We start from the raw sequence: 14,513 nt of genomic DNA, 5'->3' as shown, positions 1-14,513 counted from the left end.
TTGATTCTTAATGAGTTTAGAGATAAAAATACAACTTTATCGGTTTCGGGAAAGCAAAATTTCTTCAATATCTTCTAAAGTAAAATTCTTAGCTTTCAGTAAAATTAAAAGGTGATACAGCAGATCTGCCGCTTCATTTTTAAACAGGTCATCATTGCTGTCTTTGGCTTCAATCACCACTTCTACGGCTTCCTCTCCCACTTTCTGAGCCATTTTATTGATGCCTCTCTGAAATAATGAATACGTATAGGAACCTTCGGTTTTTTCATCAATTCTTTGACCTATTTTTTCTTCCAGCTCATACAGAAAACCTTTAGAATCTTTATCCCCGAAACAACTGAAACTTCCGGTGTGGCAAACAACATTCGTAGGAATTGCCTTAATTAAAACCGTATCCTGATCGCAGTCTACGGCAATATTTTTAACGGTTAAAAAATTTCCGGACTCCTCACCTTTTGTCCAAAGTCGATTTTTGGAACGGCTGAAAAACGTTACAATTCCTTCTTTTTGAGTTCTTTCAAAAGCTTCTTCATTCATGTAACCCAACATTAAAACTTGCAACGTTCTGTCGTCCTGAATAATCACCGGAACCAAGCCTTCACTTTTATTAAAATCGATATTCATCGTACTGCAATTTTTTTAATTTTCAAATTATTTTTAAGATCCTGAATCTGCACTTCTCCAAAATGGAAAATACTTGCCGCCAAAGCTCCTGTTGCTTTTGTCTGATTAAAAACGGCTTCAAAATCTTCCATTTTTCCGGCACCTCCGGAAGCTATGATGGGAATATTTACACTTTCGGAAATTAACTTCGTTATTCTGAGATCAAATCCGTTTTTGGTTCCATCGCCATCCATTGAAGTAAGAAGAATGTCTCCTGCTCCCAGTTCTTCTGCTTTCTTTGCCCAGTCTAATGTTTTCAGATCCGTTATTTCCCTTCCTCCTTTTACGTGAACCCAGTCCGATCCGTTTACCAATCTTGTATCAATTGCAACCACAACACACTGACTTCCAAACTCTTTTGATAACTCCGAAATTAAAGCCGGATTTTTAACTGCTGAAGAATTGATACTGATCTTGTCTGCTCCTGCTTCCAAGAGTCTTCTTACATCTTCCACTGTTGAAATTCCGCCACCGACAGTAAAAGGAATGCTTAATTCTGCTGCGATTTTCTGTACCAGTCCGGCAAAAGTTTTCCGTTCTTCTATCGTTGCGGTAATATCCAGAAAAACCAATTCGTCTGCGCCTTCTCTTTCATATCTTTTGGCAAGTTCTACAGGATCTCCCGCATTTCTTAATCCTTCAAAATTAATTCCTTTTACCGTAGTTCCGTCTTTGATATCCAGACACGGAATGATTCTTTTTTTAAGCATTTTCAATAAAATTTTGGAGTTGCTGCAAACTTATTCTGCCTTCATAAATTGCCTTTCCGATAATCGTTCCGGAACAGCCGATGTTTTTCATCTGTTCAACATCTTCAATACACGAAATTCCGCCGCTTGCAATTAACTGAACTGCTGTCTTTTCTACAATTTCTCTGTACAGTTCATCCGATGCGCCCTGAAGCATTCCGTCTTTGGAAATATCCGTACAGATCACGTTTTTAATTCCTTTATTTTTATATTTGAGAATAAAATCAATCACATCCAGTTGACTTTCTTCCAGCCAGCCCGAAGTTTTTATCTTGCGGTTTTCGCAATCGGCTCCGAGAATAATTTTTTCCGGACCGTATTTTTCAATTAAATCAAAACAGAAATCAGGATTCTGAACCGCAATACTTCCGATGGTAATCTCCTTTGCTCCAGAATTAAAGGCAATTTCAATGTCTTCCAGAGTTTTCAGTCCGCCCCCGAAATCAATTTCCAGAGAAGTCTCTTTTGCAATGGTTTCCAAAATCTTTTGGTTAACAATATGCTTCGATTTTGCACCGTCAAGATCCACCAGATGAAGATATTGTATGCCAAAACTTTCAAATTCTTTGGCAACTTCAAGCGGATTTTCATTATAGATTTTTTTAGTATCATAATCTCCTTTCGACAAACGGACGCATTTTCCGTCGATGATGTCTATAGCGGGAATAATTTTCATATTCAGTTTTATTGTTTTAAAAAGTTTTCCAGTAAACGGCTTCCTATATCTCCTGATTTTTCGGGGTGAAACTGCATCGCGTAAAAATTATCCTTTTGCAGAGATGCACTGAACGGCAGAATGTAATCGCACACCGATGTCGTATTTTCCGATAATTCGCAGTAGAAACTGTGAACGAAATACACATCACTGTTTTCTTCAATGTCTGAAAATATCCCGGATTTAAAATCTGAAATCGTATTCCATCCCATGTGCGGAACAATATTCTTTGCAGGAAACTTTTTAACATTGATATCAAAAATTCCCATCCCGACTGTATTTCCCTCTTCATTATTTTTACACATGAGCTGCATGCCCAGACAAACGCCTAAAACCGGCTGTTTTAAAGTAGGAATTAACTGATCCAGACCTTTTTCCTTTAATAATTTCATGGTGGAAGACGCTTCACCCACTCCCGGAAAAATAACTTTGTCGGCTTTTCTTATCAGGTCAAAATCATCAGTTACCACAGATTCTACATGTAATCTGTTCAATGAATTCTGCACGGAACTGACATTTCCGCCGTTGTATTTGATGATGGCAATCATTATAAACTTCCTTTGGTTGATGGTAAATTAAAATTCTTATCGGTCTGTTTTACTGCCATTTTTACCGCTTTGGCAAATGCTTTAAAAATAGATTCGATCTTGTGGTGTTCGTTATCACCTTCCACTTTAATGTTGAGATTACACTTTGAAGAATCGGTGAAGGATTTAAAAAAGTGATAAAACATTTCAGTCGGAACATCGCCAATTTTCTCACGTTTGAAATCTGCTTCCCACATTAACCACGGTCTTCCTCCGAAATCGATGGCGACCTGCGCCAAACAATCATCCATCGGAAGCAGGAACCCGTAACGTTCAATTCCTTTTTTCTTTCCCAAAGCTTTTAAAACAGCTTCTCCAAGAACAATTCCTGTATCTTCAATCGTATGGTGTTCATCAACCTGCAAATCTCCTTTCACGTTAATTTTCAAATCTAAATTTCCGTGTTTGGAAATCTGTTCGAGCATATGATCAAAAAAGTGTAATCCGGTTGAAATTTCAGAGGCTCCGCTTCCATCAAGATTAACTTCAATTTCAATTTCTGTTTCATTGGTTTTTCTGGATACTTTTGCTTTTCTCGGAATATTCGTTAAAAACTGTGCGATTTCGCTCCAGCTTTCCGTCGTTAAATCGGCTTCATCATTCTGAACTTTATTGATCAATATAGATTTTGCTCCTAAATTTTTTGCCAACTGAATATCTGTAAGCCGGTCTCCAATCACAAATGAATTTTCCAGATCGTAGTCTCCATAAATATATTTTCCCAACATTCCGGTTCCCGGTTTTCTTGTAGGCAGGTTTTCACTTTCAAAACTTCTGTCAATCAGAATATCACTGAAAACAATTCCTTCATTTTCAAAAGCTTTTAACATTTTTTCCTGTGGTTTGATGAAATCCTCATAAGGAAAACTTTCGGTTCCCAAACCATCCTGATTGGTTACCATTACCAGTTCAAAATCAAGTTCTCTGGCAATCCGGGAAAGATTCTGGAAAACTCCGGGATAATATTCTAGCTTTTCAAGAGAATCAACCTGAAAATCAATGGGCGGTTCTAAGATTAAAGTTCCGTCACGGTCTATAAATAATACTTTTTTCATTTTACTTTTCTTTTACTTTTTCTACACCCCACAGGTTTTAAAAAATCTGTTAGGTTTCAGATTTAATTAAATACTTTTTAAGACGTTAATCAGCTTATTGTTTTCTTCTCTATTGCCCACATTAATTCTAATGCAATCCGGAATCTGCGGACTTCTTTTGCTCGTCAGAATCTCATTTTCCAGCAATTTCTGGTACACCTTATTTACGTTTTCAAACTGAATCAGGAAGAAATTTGCGTCGCTTGGAAATATTTTTTTGATGCAATTTATTGTCTCTAATTTATTTCTTAACCAAGAGATCTCATTTAAAGTATTTTCTATATTGGATTTTATAAATTCTTTATTAATAATAAGTTCTGATATTTTATTTAAACTTAAAGAATTAACATTATACGGAGATTTTACTGTATTGATCAGTTGAATAATCTCTTCTGAAGCATATGCAATTCCGACTCTTGCTCCTGCCATTCCCCAAGCTTTGGAAAATGTCTGAAGAACGATAAGATTAGGAAATTTTTTCAATAGTTCAATACACGATTTCTTTCCTGAAAATTCAATATAAGCTTCATCCACCACAACAATTCCTTCAAAATTCTGAATGTAAAATTCAATATCTTCGATTGAATTTCCGGTAGGATTATTGGGCGAACATAAAAAGAAAACTTTTGGTTTTTCTTCGTTTGAGATTTTTAAAAACTCTTCTTTATCGATTTCAAAATTTTCATTCAGATTCAGTTTAGCCACTTTATTTTCATTCACCGAAGCATAAAATCCGTACATCGCAAAAGAAGGATTCATCATCAAAATAGCATCTTTTTTCGGTTCACAAAAAACTTTCACGATAAGATCGATCAGTTCGTCGCTTCCGTTTCCGACTGCAATCTGTTTTGCTGAAACATTTTTCAGTGCAGCCAATTTCTCTTTCAATTCTTTCTGGGTAGAATCCGGATAGCGGTTCAGTTCTCCGAATGCGCTTTCATTCGCATCCAGAAAAACAGGATTTTCAAATGTATTGTTGTCCCTGAAACTCACATAAGGCTGCAGTTCCAAAATATTTTTTCGTACTAAATCTTTGATATTAAATTCTTTCATTCTGTTCTTTTAATCTGATACTTACTGCATTTTTGTGAGCGAATAATCCTTCCGCTTCAGCCATTATTTCAATGGTTTTTCCTAAATTTTTCAATCCCTGTTCCGACAGATTCTGGAAAGTAATTTTCTTCACAAAACTGTCAAGAGAAACACCGCTGTAATTTTTCGCAAAACCGTTCGTAGGAAGGGTGTGATTGGTTCCGCTCGCGTAATCTCCTGCACTCTCGCAAGAATAATTTCCTAAGAACACAGAACCGGCATTCTGAATTTTCGGAATATAATTTTTAAAATCATTGACTGCTAAAATCAAGTGTTCCGGAGCGTACAAATTGCTGAATTCCAAAGCTTCATCAATTGAATTCAGCAAAATAAAGTAGCTGTTTTTCAAAGATTCTGCTGCCATTTCATTTCTTGGAAGTGCTTCAAGCTGTTTTTGGGTTTCCAGAATGGTTTCATTAAGAATTTTCTCGTCTGTGGAAAGGAAAATCACCTGACTGTCGCTTCCGTGTTCTGCCTGAGAAAGCAAATCTGCTGCACAGAATTCAGGAATCGCTTTTTCATCGGCAATCACAAGAACTTCACTCGGTCCGGCAGGCATATCAATGGCAATATTGTAGTTTTGCGCATATTCTTTAGCGGCTACAACATACTGATTTCCCGGCCCGAAAATCTTGTAGACATTGGGAATACTTTCGGTTCCGAAAGTCATTGCTGCAATCGCCTGAGCGCCTCCCGTTTTGAAAATCTGCGTTACTCCGCACAATTTTGCCGTATATAAAATGGCAGGATTTACATTGCCGTTTTTATCGGGCGGCGTACACAGAATAATTTCTTTACAACCCGCTAACTGAGCCGGAATGGCAAGCATTAAAACTGTAGAAAACAACGGTGCTGTTCCTCCCGGAATATAAATTCCTACTTTTTCAATGGCCCGGTTTTCTCTCCAGCAAACTATTCCTTTTGTCGTTTCTATTTTTTCGATTGCAGGAATTTGTGAAGCGTGAAACTTGGTAATATTTGATTTTGCTTCCTGAATGGCTGTTTTCAGTTCTTCACTGATCAGATTTTCAGCGGTTTCAACTTCTTCTTCAGAAATTTTAATATTATTTATTTCTGCGGAATCAAATTTTTTAGCAAAATCAATCAGCGCCTGATCTCCGTTGTTCTTTACTTCATCGAAAATTCCGGCAACGATTTCTGTTAATCTTTCTCTTTTTATAACGGGTCTTTTTGTTAATTCAGACCATTTTTCCCTTTCAGGATATCTTTCTATTTGCATATTAAATCACCATTTTATCGATTGGAATTATTAAAATATCCTGCGCTCCTTTGTCTTTCAGTTCATCAATCACTTCCCAGAAACGCGCTTCGTCTATCACCGAATGAATACTGCTCCATCCTTCTTCCGCCAACGGAATTACCGTAGGACTTTTCAGCACAGGAAGCGCTTTTGAAACTTCTCCGATCTTGTCGTTCGGAACATTCATGAGAATATATTTTGAATTTTTTGCTTTAAGAACGGCTTTAATTCTGAAGAGAAATTTTTCAAGAATTCTGGTTTTTTCTTCATCCAGTCTGAATGTTTTTGCCAGAACGGCTTCAGAAGCAAGTATAGTAACGGTTTCTCTTAATCCGTTTTTGAAAAGGGTGCTTCCTGAGCTTACAATATCGCAGATTCCGTCGGCAAGACCAATGTTCGGTGCGATTTCTACAGAACCTGAAATGATGTGAATGTCTGCGGAAATATTGTTATTATCCAAAAAGTTTTTCAGGGTATTCGGATAAGAAGTGGCAATTTTTTTTCCCTGAAAATAGGTGATGTCGTCGGTTTCAATTTCTTTCGGAACTGCCAGAGAAACCCTGCATTTTGAAAATCCTAAAGGCTGAACGATTTCAATTTTTTTCTGTTTTTCCACCAGAAGATTTTCTCCCACAATGGCAATATCTACCACTCCATCTTCAAGATACTGAGGAATATCCGAATTTCTGAGATACATGATTTCCATCGGAAAATTTTCTACGGAAACTTTTAGTTGGTCTTTTCCGTTGTTAACAAAAATACCGCAGTCTTTTAAAAGCTGAAGAGATTCTTCGTAAAGACGACCGCTTTTCTGTATGGCTATTTTTAATTTACTCATTTCACTTTTTTGTTGTGCCTGAGTAAAAAGATGGTTTGGAAATAAATTGCCCGGGATGAATTTAGAAACAAAAAACCGCCTGTTTACTCAGACGGTTTTAATTATTTTGATTTTTAACATAAGTACATATCAATCAATTCCGTCTTAGCAGAGATGATGATGATAATGATGTACTGTTAAAAAATTCGGTTTCATTTGTTTGAATTGTATGATGCAAATTTAAGCCAATAAATTTTAATAATGCAAATATTATTTTAAAATATTTTCATAAAGTTTTATTAATTCCTGAGTAATGGGCTGATCATTAAACTTTTGTACAAACTCAAAACCCTTTTCAGCACGGCGTTTACGTTCGGATTCGTTGTCCCATAAAAATTTAATTTTAGACTGAATATCGAGATAATTTTCCGGATCTACATAGACGGAATCGGGACCGCCCGCTTCGGGAAGACAGCTTGTATTGCTTGTAATAACTACTGTTTTTGAAAATAATGCTTCGATGACGGGAATTCCGAAACCTTCGAAAAAGCTTGGATAAACGAAGATATCGGCAAGTTTGTAGATTGCCGCGAGTTCATCCATGGAAACTCCTTCGAGAAACTGCACGCTGATTTTATGCTGCTGAACAAACTGTTCTACTTTCCTGAAGTATTTTGTTTTTTTTCCGACAACCACCAGCGGAATATTCGTGTCTTTCAGCGCTTTTACCACATTGAGAAGATTTTTACGTTCTTCGATGGTTCCGACATTGAGAATGAATTTTTCCGGAAGACTGTATTTTTCTTTGGTTTTCTGAATGAATTCTTCGGATTGCTGTTCTTTAAACGCTTTATGACATCCCTGATAAATGACTTCGATCTTCGATTCGGGAACTTTTAAGAACTGGATAATATCGCGCTTGGTCTGTTCTGAAATGGCAATGATTTTATCGGCAGCATTTGCGGCTTTTCTGAATTTCCAGAAGTGAATTTTACGGTCGAAAAAAGAATAATATTGCGGATATCTTTCAAAAATAAGGTCGTGAATGGTGACAATTTTTTTGATGGGTTTTTTATCCCATTTCAAAGGCAATTCGCCGGATAATCCATGAAAAATATCGGCGTTCTGTTTTTGGGCATCCTTCCCCATTTTAAACTGTCGGGACATTTTTCCTTTGGAAGTTTCCACAAAATGAACGTTGGAATTTTCTAAAATATCCGAACCTCTTTCCGATTTGTTTTTGTTGAGCAGAATATATTCGTTTTCAGGGAAATACTGTGCTAAAATTCTAACGAGATCGCGGGAATAATTCCCTAAACCGGAAGTGTTGTGAAAAAATCTTTTGGCATCAAATGCTATCTTCATGGCTGTATTTGTTTTTGAAATTCCTGAAATGTTCCGAATGAATAATTTTTACTTTTTAACCATGTAAGAAATTCATCGAACCTTTTTACCATCTCTATTCCTGAATTTTTCACGGTAAAACCGGGTAATTTAAAGGCTTCATCTTTTATTTCTGTAAATTCCCACGGATGAAAGTAGATGTTGAGATATTTGTCTTTTTTCAAAACGTTTGAGGCTAGTTTTTTGTAGAAAAACAATGGAAAATTGTGAAAACTCAGCCAAAACAACGGGATTCTGAAGTTGGGTGAAACGGAAGCCGGAATCTGCACGACTTTTCCCTCGTTAAAATAAGTTCTCGATATTTTTAAATTATTGTATCTTCCGGGAAGATAGGTGGGATTGATGGACGAATTGTAAGAATATCCTGCGTTTTCCACAGCATTTTTGCTGACAGGCATCATTCTGGGCATTCGAAGTCCTGTAACCTGTGTTGAAAACAGTTCTTCGAGTCGTTCTTTGGATTCTTTAAGGTGTTTTTCTTCAAAATCTGAATGAAACCATGTGTGAGAAGCCAATTCGTGCCCTTCATTTAACAGTCTTCTGATGAGTTCTTTGCTGTTTTCTGCAAAAACTACGGTTGAAAAGAACGTTGCTTTTGCATGGTGTTTTTTGAGAATATCTAAAATTCTTTCGACGCCTTTCTGAGAAATTGAGATTTGCTGTTCAAAGGAAATTTCTCCTTTGTATTCCAATGGCATATCAAATTCCTCGATGTCAAAACTTAATAAAACCATTTAAAAATTTTTATTTTTGATGATATAATTGGGTCTTTCTTTTACCTGTTTGAAAATTTTACCTAAATAAATTCCCATAATTCCTAAAATAATCAGTTGCAGACCGCCAAAAAATACGATGGTCATAATTAATGAAGCCCAACCTGAAATTTCGGTTTTTGCAACGAAGGAATAAATGACATACAAACCGTATCCGACAATTGAAAATGCGGAAAAAAGAAATCCTAAATAGGCTGCAATATATAGCGGTTTTACACTGAAAGCCGTAATCCCTGTAAATGCAAAAGTGATCATTTTCTTGAGGTTATAGCTGCTTTCGCCTGAAAGTCTTTCATTGGCTGTAAATTCGATTCCGGTCTGTTTAAAGCCCATCCAGCTTGTTAAACCCCGTAAAAAGAGATCATCCTCGTTGAAAGTTCTCATCACTTCTACCGCATTCGCATCCATCAGTCTGAAATCTGATCCGCCTCCTTTTGTTAAATTAACATCGGATAAACTCGACAGGATTTTATAAAAAAAGTCAGATGTTTTTCTTTTAAAATAAGAAATCTGCTTCGGATAGGTTCGAATCGTAAAAACAATATCGTAGCCTTCTTCCCACTTTTTAATCATTTCAGGAATCATTTCGGGTGGATGCTGCAGATCGCCGTCCATGGAAATGACTGCATTTCCGAAGGCATTATCCATTCCTGCTTTTACGGCGGGTTGATGTCCGAAATTACGTGAAAATTCAATGAATTTTACTTCGTCATATTTTGCGGAAAGTTCTTCGAGCTTCTGCTGGGTTTTGTCGCGGCTTCCGTCGTTCACGAAAATAATTTCAAAGCCGTAATCATCCAGTCCATCAAAAACTTCTTTAATTTTCTGATGAACCAAAGCCACGTTTCCTTCTTCGTTATGCGCAGGAATTACAATTGAAATTTTTTTCATAATCAGTTCAGGCTGTAGTCTTTTTCGAAGTCTTTTGTTACCAGTTCATAAATGATCCTGAACCAGACAACGATGCAAGGTAAAGCTTTTAGGGAATATTTAACAATATAATTCTGTTTTATAAATTTTGGAAATAAGTCTGATGGTGAAAAACAGGTGAGAATAATTACAAAAATCAACATAGCATAAACAATCGGTGTTCTTTTTTTCTGAAGGAAAAACCAGATCATCACTCCCGCTACTGCAATAATGTATGTTGGAGATTCTGATCCTGAACTGAACAATACTAAAAAAAGTAAGGTTGAAGCCAGAATCATCAATTGATATGCGTAATGTTTGTACTGTTTAATTCTTACATACGGCAAAAAGAACAAAGGCGCTCCGAAAGCCATAAAAGTAAGGTTGGAAATTGAAGCATCCTGCAAAATTCTTCTTACAAATCCCATTAAAGAAATGTCCTGATAAGAATCCAGACTTTGATTGAGTCCGTTTTTTTCAGCCAGAGAATGGAACCAGTCTGTATAGCTCTGTACAACAAACTGCGGGCTGGAAATTGCCATCGGTAATACAAAAAATAAAACCGCAATTGCAATTCCGGACAGAATAAATTTGAGCTTGTTTTTGATGAAGAAAAACTGCGAAAGTCCCAAAATTCCGTACAGTTTTACAAATACTCCCACTAAAATGGCTGTAGCAGACTGTACTTCTTTTTTTTCATAAATAAAAATGGCAGACAGCATAAGCAGTCCCACCAAAGCGATATTGAACTGAAGACTTACTGCTGCCGTAATATATTCCTGAAGACAAAGCAGTGCAAAAAGTGCCTTTTTAGCGTCTGAAAACGGAAGTTTGTAAATGGCAAACAGGAAAATGGCTGCGTTGGCAACGTTCCATAAAGAGATTCCAAGCCAATCGGGAATCAAAGCAAAAGGAGCAATCAGAATACTGAAAAATATTCCATAATGATTGGCATCTAAGTATCTTTCGGGATACTGCAAGTAGAGATTTTTCTGCTCGATGGTATTCACGAAAACATTTTTGAAGATCAGATAATTGTTAATCGCCTGTGGTCCTCTGAAATATTTAGATAACGCCGTTGCAACAGCTATAATAAGATAAACCCCAAATATGTATTTAGGGTTTAGCAATATTTTAAGAATTTTTTCTTTCAAGATGTGAGGTTTTAGTTTAAAATATTAATCTTAAACAGCAACATTATTCTCTCTCAACGCATCATTTAAAGACGTTTTTTTGTCTGTAGATTCCTTTCTTTTTCCGATAATCAATGCACATGGAACCTGATATTCTCCCGCAGGAAAGGTTTTGGTATAACTTCCCGGAATAACTACTGATCTCGCAGGAACTCTTCCTTTGATCTCAACCGGAGTTTCACCTGTTACATCAATAATTTTTGTAGATGCCGTTAAAACTACATTAGCTCCCAAAACAGCTTCTTTTTCAACATGAACTCCTTCTACAACGATGCATCTTGATCCTACGAAACAATCGTCCTCGATAATTACCGGAGCAGCCTGAAGCGGTTCTAAAACACCACCGATACCAACACCACCACTCAGGTGAACGTTTTTACCGATCTGCGCGCAGCTTCCAACTGTTGCCCATGTATCCACCATGGTTCCGGAATCTACATAAGCACCGATATTTACGTAAGACGGCATCATAATAACTCCAGGCGCAATATAAGCTCCTTCTCTTGCGATTGCATGCGGAACAACTCTTACTCCTTTTTCAGCGTAGTTTCTCTTCAAAGGCATTTTATCATGAAATTCGAACGGACCGACTTCAATCGTTTCCATTTTCTGAATCGGGAAGTACATTACTACTGCTTTTTTCACCCACTCGTTTACCTGCCATCCGTTTTCTGTAGGTTCTGCGGTACGAAGCTCTCCTTTATCCACCAAAGAAATCACCTCTCTAATCGCCTTCTGGCTGTCTTCATTCTGCAATAGTTCTCTGTTTTCCCAGATATTTTCAATAGTTTGTTGTAACGACATGTTTATTATTTAATATTAAATTGAAAAATTATACGCTGCCAAAGATACAAAAAAGATCAGCAAAACCTTTTGAAAGTATTTTGTTTAAAATGAAACTTGTTTAAACTTTTTTACCGCAAAAGATTTGAACACTTTAGTTTTTTAAGTTCAGTTTAATCGTTAAATAGAAAAAAAGTGCACCTAAGTTTTAAAAAATCAAAGATTTTTTCTCTTTGCAGACTTTTGAAATATTTTAAATATATCCAATAAAATCTAAAGTTAAAATTAGTTTAAACAACTTCATGATTTTAATATTCAGGATGCTTTAAACAATGTTTTAATTTAATTGTATAAGCCAGATGCGATTTAAGCAAATCAAAATTGGCTAAAGCAGAAATTTATGATACGTTTTGGCTAAAGCCAATTGTATTCTTAATTATTAAAAATGGGCTAAAGCCCATTTCTATTGATATATTTAAATAATATGTTTAGTGTGTCACAGAAACGCTTATGTTTAAAATATTGTCGCATTAAAGATATCAATCCTACGGATTGATGGTTGGTCTTTTTATTACTATTTCTACACAGATTCTGCTCCTAAAGGAGCAAAACTCTTTTACTTTAAAAATCTTATGTTTTTAAGTTATACAATGCCTTTTTGTTTATTAAGGCAACACAAAAAACAAATGTAATGTTTTGATTATCAGAAGGTATTTAAATATTCTTTGTTTAACAAAACAGCTAAACAACTTAAACTACAGAACTCTCTGCGCGTGAAGATAGGCTTTGTTCCAGTAGGTTTCATTTAAGGAAGAAATGATAACGCCTTTTGATGTGGAAGCGTGAATAAATTTTACTTCGCCGTCACTTCCGATGTCATGAACGATTCCGACGTGTGAAACTCTGCTTCCTCCCGCTGTCGCAAAAAACAGAAGATCTCCCGGCTTTACATCTTTGATGTCAATCTGAGATCCTGCTTCTGCCTGATCTGCTGATCTTCTCGGAAGTTTGAAGTCATTTTCCTCAAAAACTTTTACGGTAAATCCGGAACAGTCGAAACCTGAAGAAGTATTTCCGCCGAATTTATAAGGCGCACCCAAATATTTTTCTGCGTCTTTCAGGAGCTCGTTGATGGATTTTGAAATTTTCCCGTCAAATCTGGAATCAAGTTTTCTGAGGTTTTCAGATTTGGCAACGGTTTTGGTAACCGGAGCTTTTTTTACTACGTTTTTTGAACTTCCGCAGGAAATGATAAATACGGAAAACAGTGATACAATAAATATGTTTTTAACAAACTTTTTTTTGCCTAAAAATCTATCCATCATATTTCCCTGAATTTTACAATCTATACAAATATAATAAAATTATGCTTTCGCAGAGCTTAAGTAAGAAATACCACAAAAATTTTAAGACTGTTTATTTGAATGATATTATTTTTTTAAACTCAAAGAATGCGAAGTTTTCTTTTTAAAATTGTCTGTTGATTTTTTAGCCTAACAAAGACATTAGATGTTTAAACTTTTTTACCACAAAAGATTTAAACACTTTAGTTTTTTAAGTTTAATACTTAAGTGGAAGAGTACATAAGTTAAAAAATTAAAGATTTTTTCTCTTTGCAGGCTTTTGAAATAGTTTAAATAAATTTTGATTGTCCGTTTATTAACCTAAAGCTTCGACAGGCTCAGCTTGACATCGCTAGAAATCAAGCGTTTAGTATTAGAGGTGTCACACTGAGCTTGTCGAAGTGCCTGTTATAAATAATTGATTTTCATATCAGTGCAAAGTAATAGGTTGTTTAACGGATATTCAAAAAATAAATCCAATAAAGTCTTTTTCATATAACCGCTGCTTAAAACTTAATAAAAAAAGCTATCCCAGAAGGATAGCTTTATTATATTGTATGTAAAAATCTTTTTATTTTGAAGTTTTAGCACCTTTCCATGTTCCGGCTCTTGTAGGCGTAGGAACGGCATTAGACCATGTTCCCGTAGCTTTTTTGTCTTCTCTTGTGAAAGTTCCTCTGAATTCGCCATCTTCAGGAAAACCGATCGTTGCAACAAGATCTCCGGATTCGCTAAGATGTCCTGAAATATAATAGTTTTCTGTCGTCTGATCAGAATGTAATGTTCCGGTTACTTTTCCGTCGGTAGCTACCACTACATTCCAGTCGCCTTTTTCGGTTCCTTCGTACGTTCCCGCCCAGGTTCCGATGAAATCATAAATCGTATCTTCATCTTTGCCACAACCAACGAATAAGAAAGCTGTTAATAAAAGTAAAAATATTTTCTTCATAGTTTACAAATAGTTAAACAATTTTTGTGGAGGATATGGGACTCGAACCCACCACCTTTAGACTGCCAGTCTAACGCTCTAGCCAGATGAGCTAATCCCCCTCTCGTTTTCTTCAAAATTCCGAAGCCGTACAAAAGTAAGTATTTAAACCACATATACAAACATTTTATTACATTTTCTT

General features: G+C 36.0%; 15 protein-coding genes and 1 tRNA gene. All 16 read right to left on the bottom strand.

The features are described 5' to 3' along the window. Positions 1-36: 36 nt before the first annotated feature. Positions 37-624 (bottom strand): bifunctional phosphoribosyl-AMP cyclohydrolase/phosphoribosyl-ATP diphosphatase HisIE, encoded by a 588-nt coding sequence (gene hisIE, locus H6W53_RS00990; protein WP_185204501.1) that lies wholly within the window; start codon positions 622-624, stop codon positions 37-39. Next, entirely contained in the window at positions 621-1,373 is a 753-nt protein-coding gene (gene hisF, locus H6W53_RS00985) for an imidazole glycerol phosphate synthase subunit HisF (protein ID WP_185204500.1), read from the bottom strand. The genes hisIE and hisF overlap by 4 nt, the downstream gene beginning before the upstream one ends. After that, entirely contained in the window at positions 1,366-2,088 is a 723-nt protein-coding gene (gene hisA / locus H6W53_RS00980) for a 1-(5-phosphoribosyl)-5-[(5-phosphoribosylamino)methylideneamino]imidazole-4-carboxamide isomerase (protein ID WP_185204499.1), read from the bottom strand. The genes hisF and hisA overlap by 8 nt, the downstream gene beginning before the upstream one ends. 8 nt (positions 2,089-2,096) lie before the next feature. Then, entirely contained in the window at positions 2,097-2,675 is a 579-nt protein-coding gene (gene hisH / locus H6W53_RS00975) for an imidazole glycerol phosphate synthase subunit HisH (protein ID WP_185204498.1), read from the bottom strand. Further along, complete coding sequence (gene hisB, locus H6W53_RS00970; protein WP_185204497.1) at positions 2,675-3,769, bottom strand: bifunctional histidinol-phosphatase/imidazoleglycerol-phosphate dehydratase HisB; 1,095 nt, start codon at positions 3,767-3,769, stop codon at positions 2,675-2,677. Before hisB ends, hisH begins: the two co-directional genes overlap by 1 nt. Positions 3,770-3,835: 66 nt before the next feature. Continuing rightward, positions 3,836-4,861, bottom strand: a complete 1,026-nt coding sequence (hisC, locus tag H6W53_RS00965; RefSeq protein WP_185204496.1) for a histidinol-phosphate transaminase — start codon at positions 4,859-4,861, stop codon at positions 3,836-3,838. Beyond that, positions 4,848-6,140: a histidinol dehydrogenase gene (gene hisD, locus H6W53_RS00960; protein ID WP_185204495.1), complete on the bottom strand. Its 1,293-nt coding sequence runs from the start codon at positions 6,138-6,140 to the stop codon at positions 4,848-4,850. The genes hisC and hisD overlap by 14 nt, the downstream gene beginning before the upstream one ends. A gap of 1 nt (position 6,141) precedes the next feature. Beyond that, positions 6,142-6,999: an ATP phosphoribosyltransferase gene (gene hisG, locus H6W53_RS00955; protein ID WP_185204494.1), complete on the bottom strand. Its 858-nt coding sequence runs from the start codon at positions 6,997-6,999 to the stop codon at positions 6,142-6,144. 249 nt (positions 7,000-7,248) lie between these two features. Then, positions 7,249-8,343: a glycosyltransferase family 4 protein gene (locus tag H6W53_RS00950; protein WP_185204493.1), complete on the bottom strand. Its 1,095-nt coding sequence runs from the start codon at positions 8,341-8,343 to the stop codon at positions 7,249-7,251. After that, the gene (locus tag H6W53_RS00945) at positions 8,340-9,116 is read right to left on the bottom strand and encodes a polysaccharide deacetylase family protein (RefSeq protein WP_185204492.1); all 777 of its coding nucleotides are present in this window, start codon (positions 9,114-9,116) and stop codon (positions 8,340-8,342) included. The genes H6W53_RS00950 and H6W53_RS00945 overlap by 4 nt, the downstream gene beginning before the upstream one ends. Next, on the bottom strand, positions 9,117-10,046 hold the full coding sequence (locus tag H6W53_RS00940; RefSeq protein WP_116099227.1) for a glycosyltransferase family 2 protein: 930 nt from the start codon (positions 10,044-10,046) through the stop codon (positions 9,117-9,119). A gap of 2 nt (positions 10,047-10,048) precedes the next feature. Next, on the bottom strand, positions 10,049-11,218 hold the full coding sequence (locus tag H6W53_RS00935) for a glycosyltransferase family 87 protein (RefSeq protein ID WP_185204491.1): 1,170 nt from the start codon (positions 11,216-11,218) through the stop codon (positions 10,049-10,051). A gap of 30 nt (positions 11,219-11,248) precedes the next feature. Beyond that, entirely contained in the window at positions 11,249-12,061 is an 813-nt protein-coding gene (locus H6W53_RS00930) for a 2,3,4,5-tetrahydropyridine-2,6-dicarboxylate N-succinyltransferase (RefSeq protein WP_076390279.1), read from the bottom strand. Between the two features lie 734 nt (positions 12,062-12,795). Beyond that, positions 12,796-13,362 carry a C40 family peptidase gene (locus H6W53_RS00925; RefSeq protein WP_185204931.1) on the bottom strand — a complete coding sequence of 189 codons (567 nt, stop codon included), beginning with the start codon at positions 13,360-13,362 and terminating at the stop codon, positions 12,796-12,798. 592 nt (positions 13,363-13,954) lie between these two features. Beyond that, positions 13,955-14,332 (bottom strand): hypothetical protein, encoded by a 378-nt coding sequence (locus H6W53_RS00920; RefSeq protein ID WP_076390280.1) that lies wholly within the window; start codon positions 14,330-14,332, stop codon positions 13,955-13,957. A gap of 27 nt (positions 14,333-14,359) precedes the next feature. Continuing rightward, positions 14,360-14,433 (bottom strand) — tRNA-Ala (locus tag H6W53_RS00915). Between the last annotated feature and the right edge of the window lie 80 nt (positions 14,434-14,513).

It is taken from the genome of Chryseobacterium sp. C3 (genome assembly GCF_014218905.1).
GTDB classification, from domain to species: Bacteria; Bacteroidota; Bacteroidia; order Flavobacteriales; family Weeksellaceae; genus Chryseobacterium; species Chryseobacterium mucoviscidosis.
This window is presented reverse-complemented; position numbering and strand designations above follow the sequence as displayed.

Bases quoted from the DNA above. Each gene is read 5' to 3' on its own strand.
- H6W53_RS00930 (WP_076390279.1), bottom strand. From the start codon at position 12,061: ATGTCGTTACAACAAACTATTGAAAATATCTGGGAAAACAGAGAACTA.
- H6W53_RS00920 (WP_076390280.1), bottom strand. From the start codon at position 14,332: ATGAAGAAAATATTTTTACTTTTATTAACAGCTTTCTTATTCGTTGGT.
- H6W53_RS00950 (WP_185204493.1), bottom strand. From the start codon at position 8,343: ATGAAGATAGCATTTGATGCCAAAAGATTTTTTCACAACACTTCCGGT.
- hisA (WP_185204499.1), bottom strand. From the start codon at position 2,088: ATGAAAATTATTCCCGCTATAGACATCATCGACGGAAAATGCGTCCGT.
- hisH (WP_185204498.1), bottom strand. From the start codon at position 2,675: ATGATTGCCATCATCAAATACAACGGCGGAAATGTCAGTTCCGTGCAG.
- H6W53_RS00925 (WP_185204931.1), bottom strand. From the start codon at position 13,362: ATGGATAGATTTTTAGGCAAAAAAAAGTTTGTTAAAAACATATTTATT.
- hisF (WP_185204500.1), bottom strand. From the start codon at position 1,373: ATGCTTAAAAAAAGAATCATTCCGTGTCTGGATATCAAAGACGGAACT.
- H6W53_RS00945 (WP_185204492.1), bottom strand. From the start codon at position 9,116: ATGGTTTTATTAAGTTTTGACATCGAGGAATTTGATATGCCATTGGAA.
- hisG (WP_185204494.1), bottom strand. From the start codon at position 6,999: ATGAGTAAATTAAAAATAGCCATACAGAAAAGCGGTCGTCTTTACGAA.
- hisD (WP_185204495.1), bottom strand. From the start codon at position 6,140: ATGCAAATAGAAAGATATCCTGAAAGGGAAAAATGGTCTGAATTAACA.
- hisC (WP_185204496.1), bottom strand. From the start codon at position 4,861: ATGAAAGAATTTAATATCAAAGATTTAGTACGAAAAAATATTTTGGAA.
- hisIE (WP_185204501.1), bottom strand. From the start codon at position 624: ATGAATATCGATTTTAATAAAAGTGAAGGCTTGGTTCCGGTGATTATT.
- hisB (WP_185204497.1), bottom strand. From the start codon at position 3,769: ATGAAAAAAGTATTATTTATAGACCGTGACGGAACTTTAATCTTAGAA.
- H6W53_RS00940 (WP_116099227.1), bottom strand. From the start codon at position 10,046: ATGAAAAAAATTTCAATTGTAATTCCTGCGCATAACGAAGAAGGAAAC.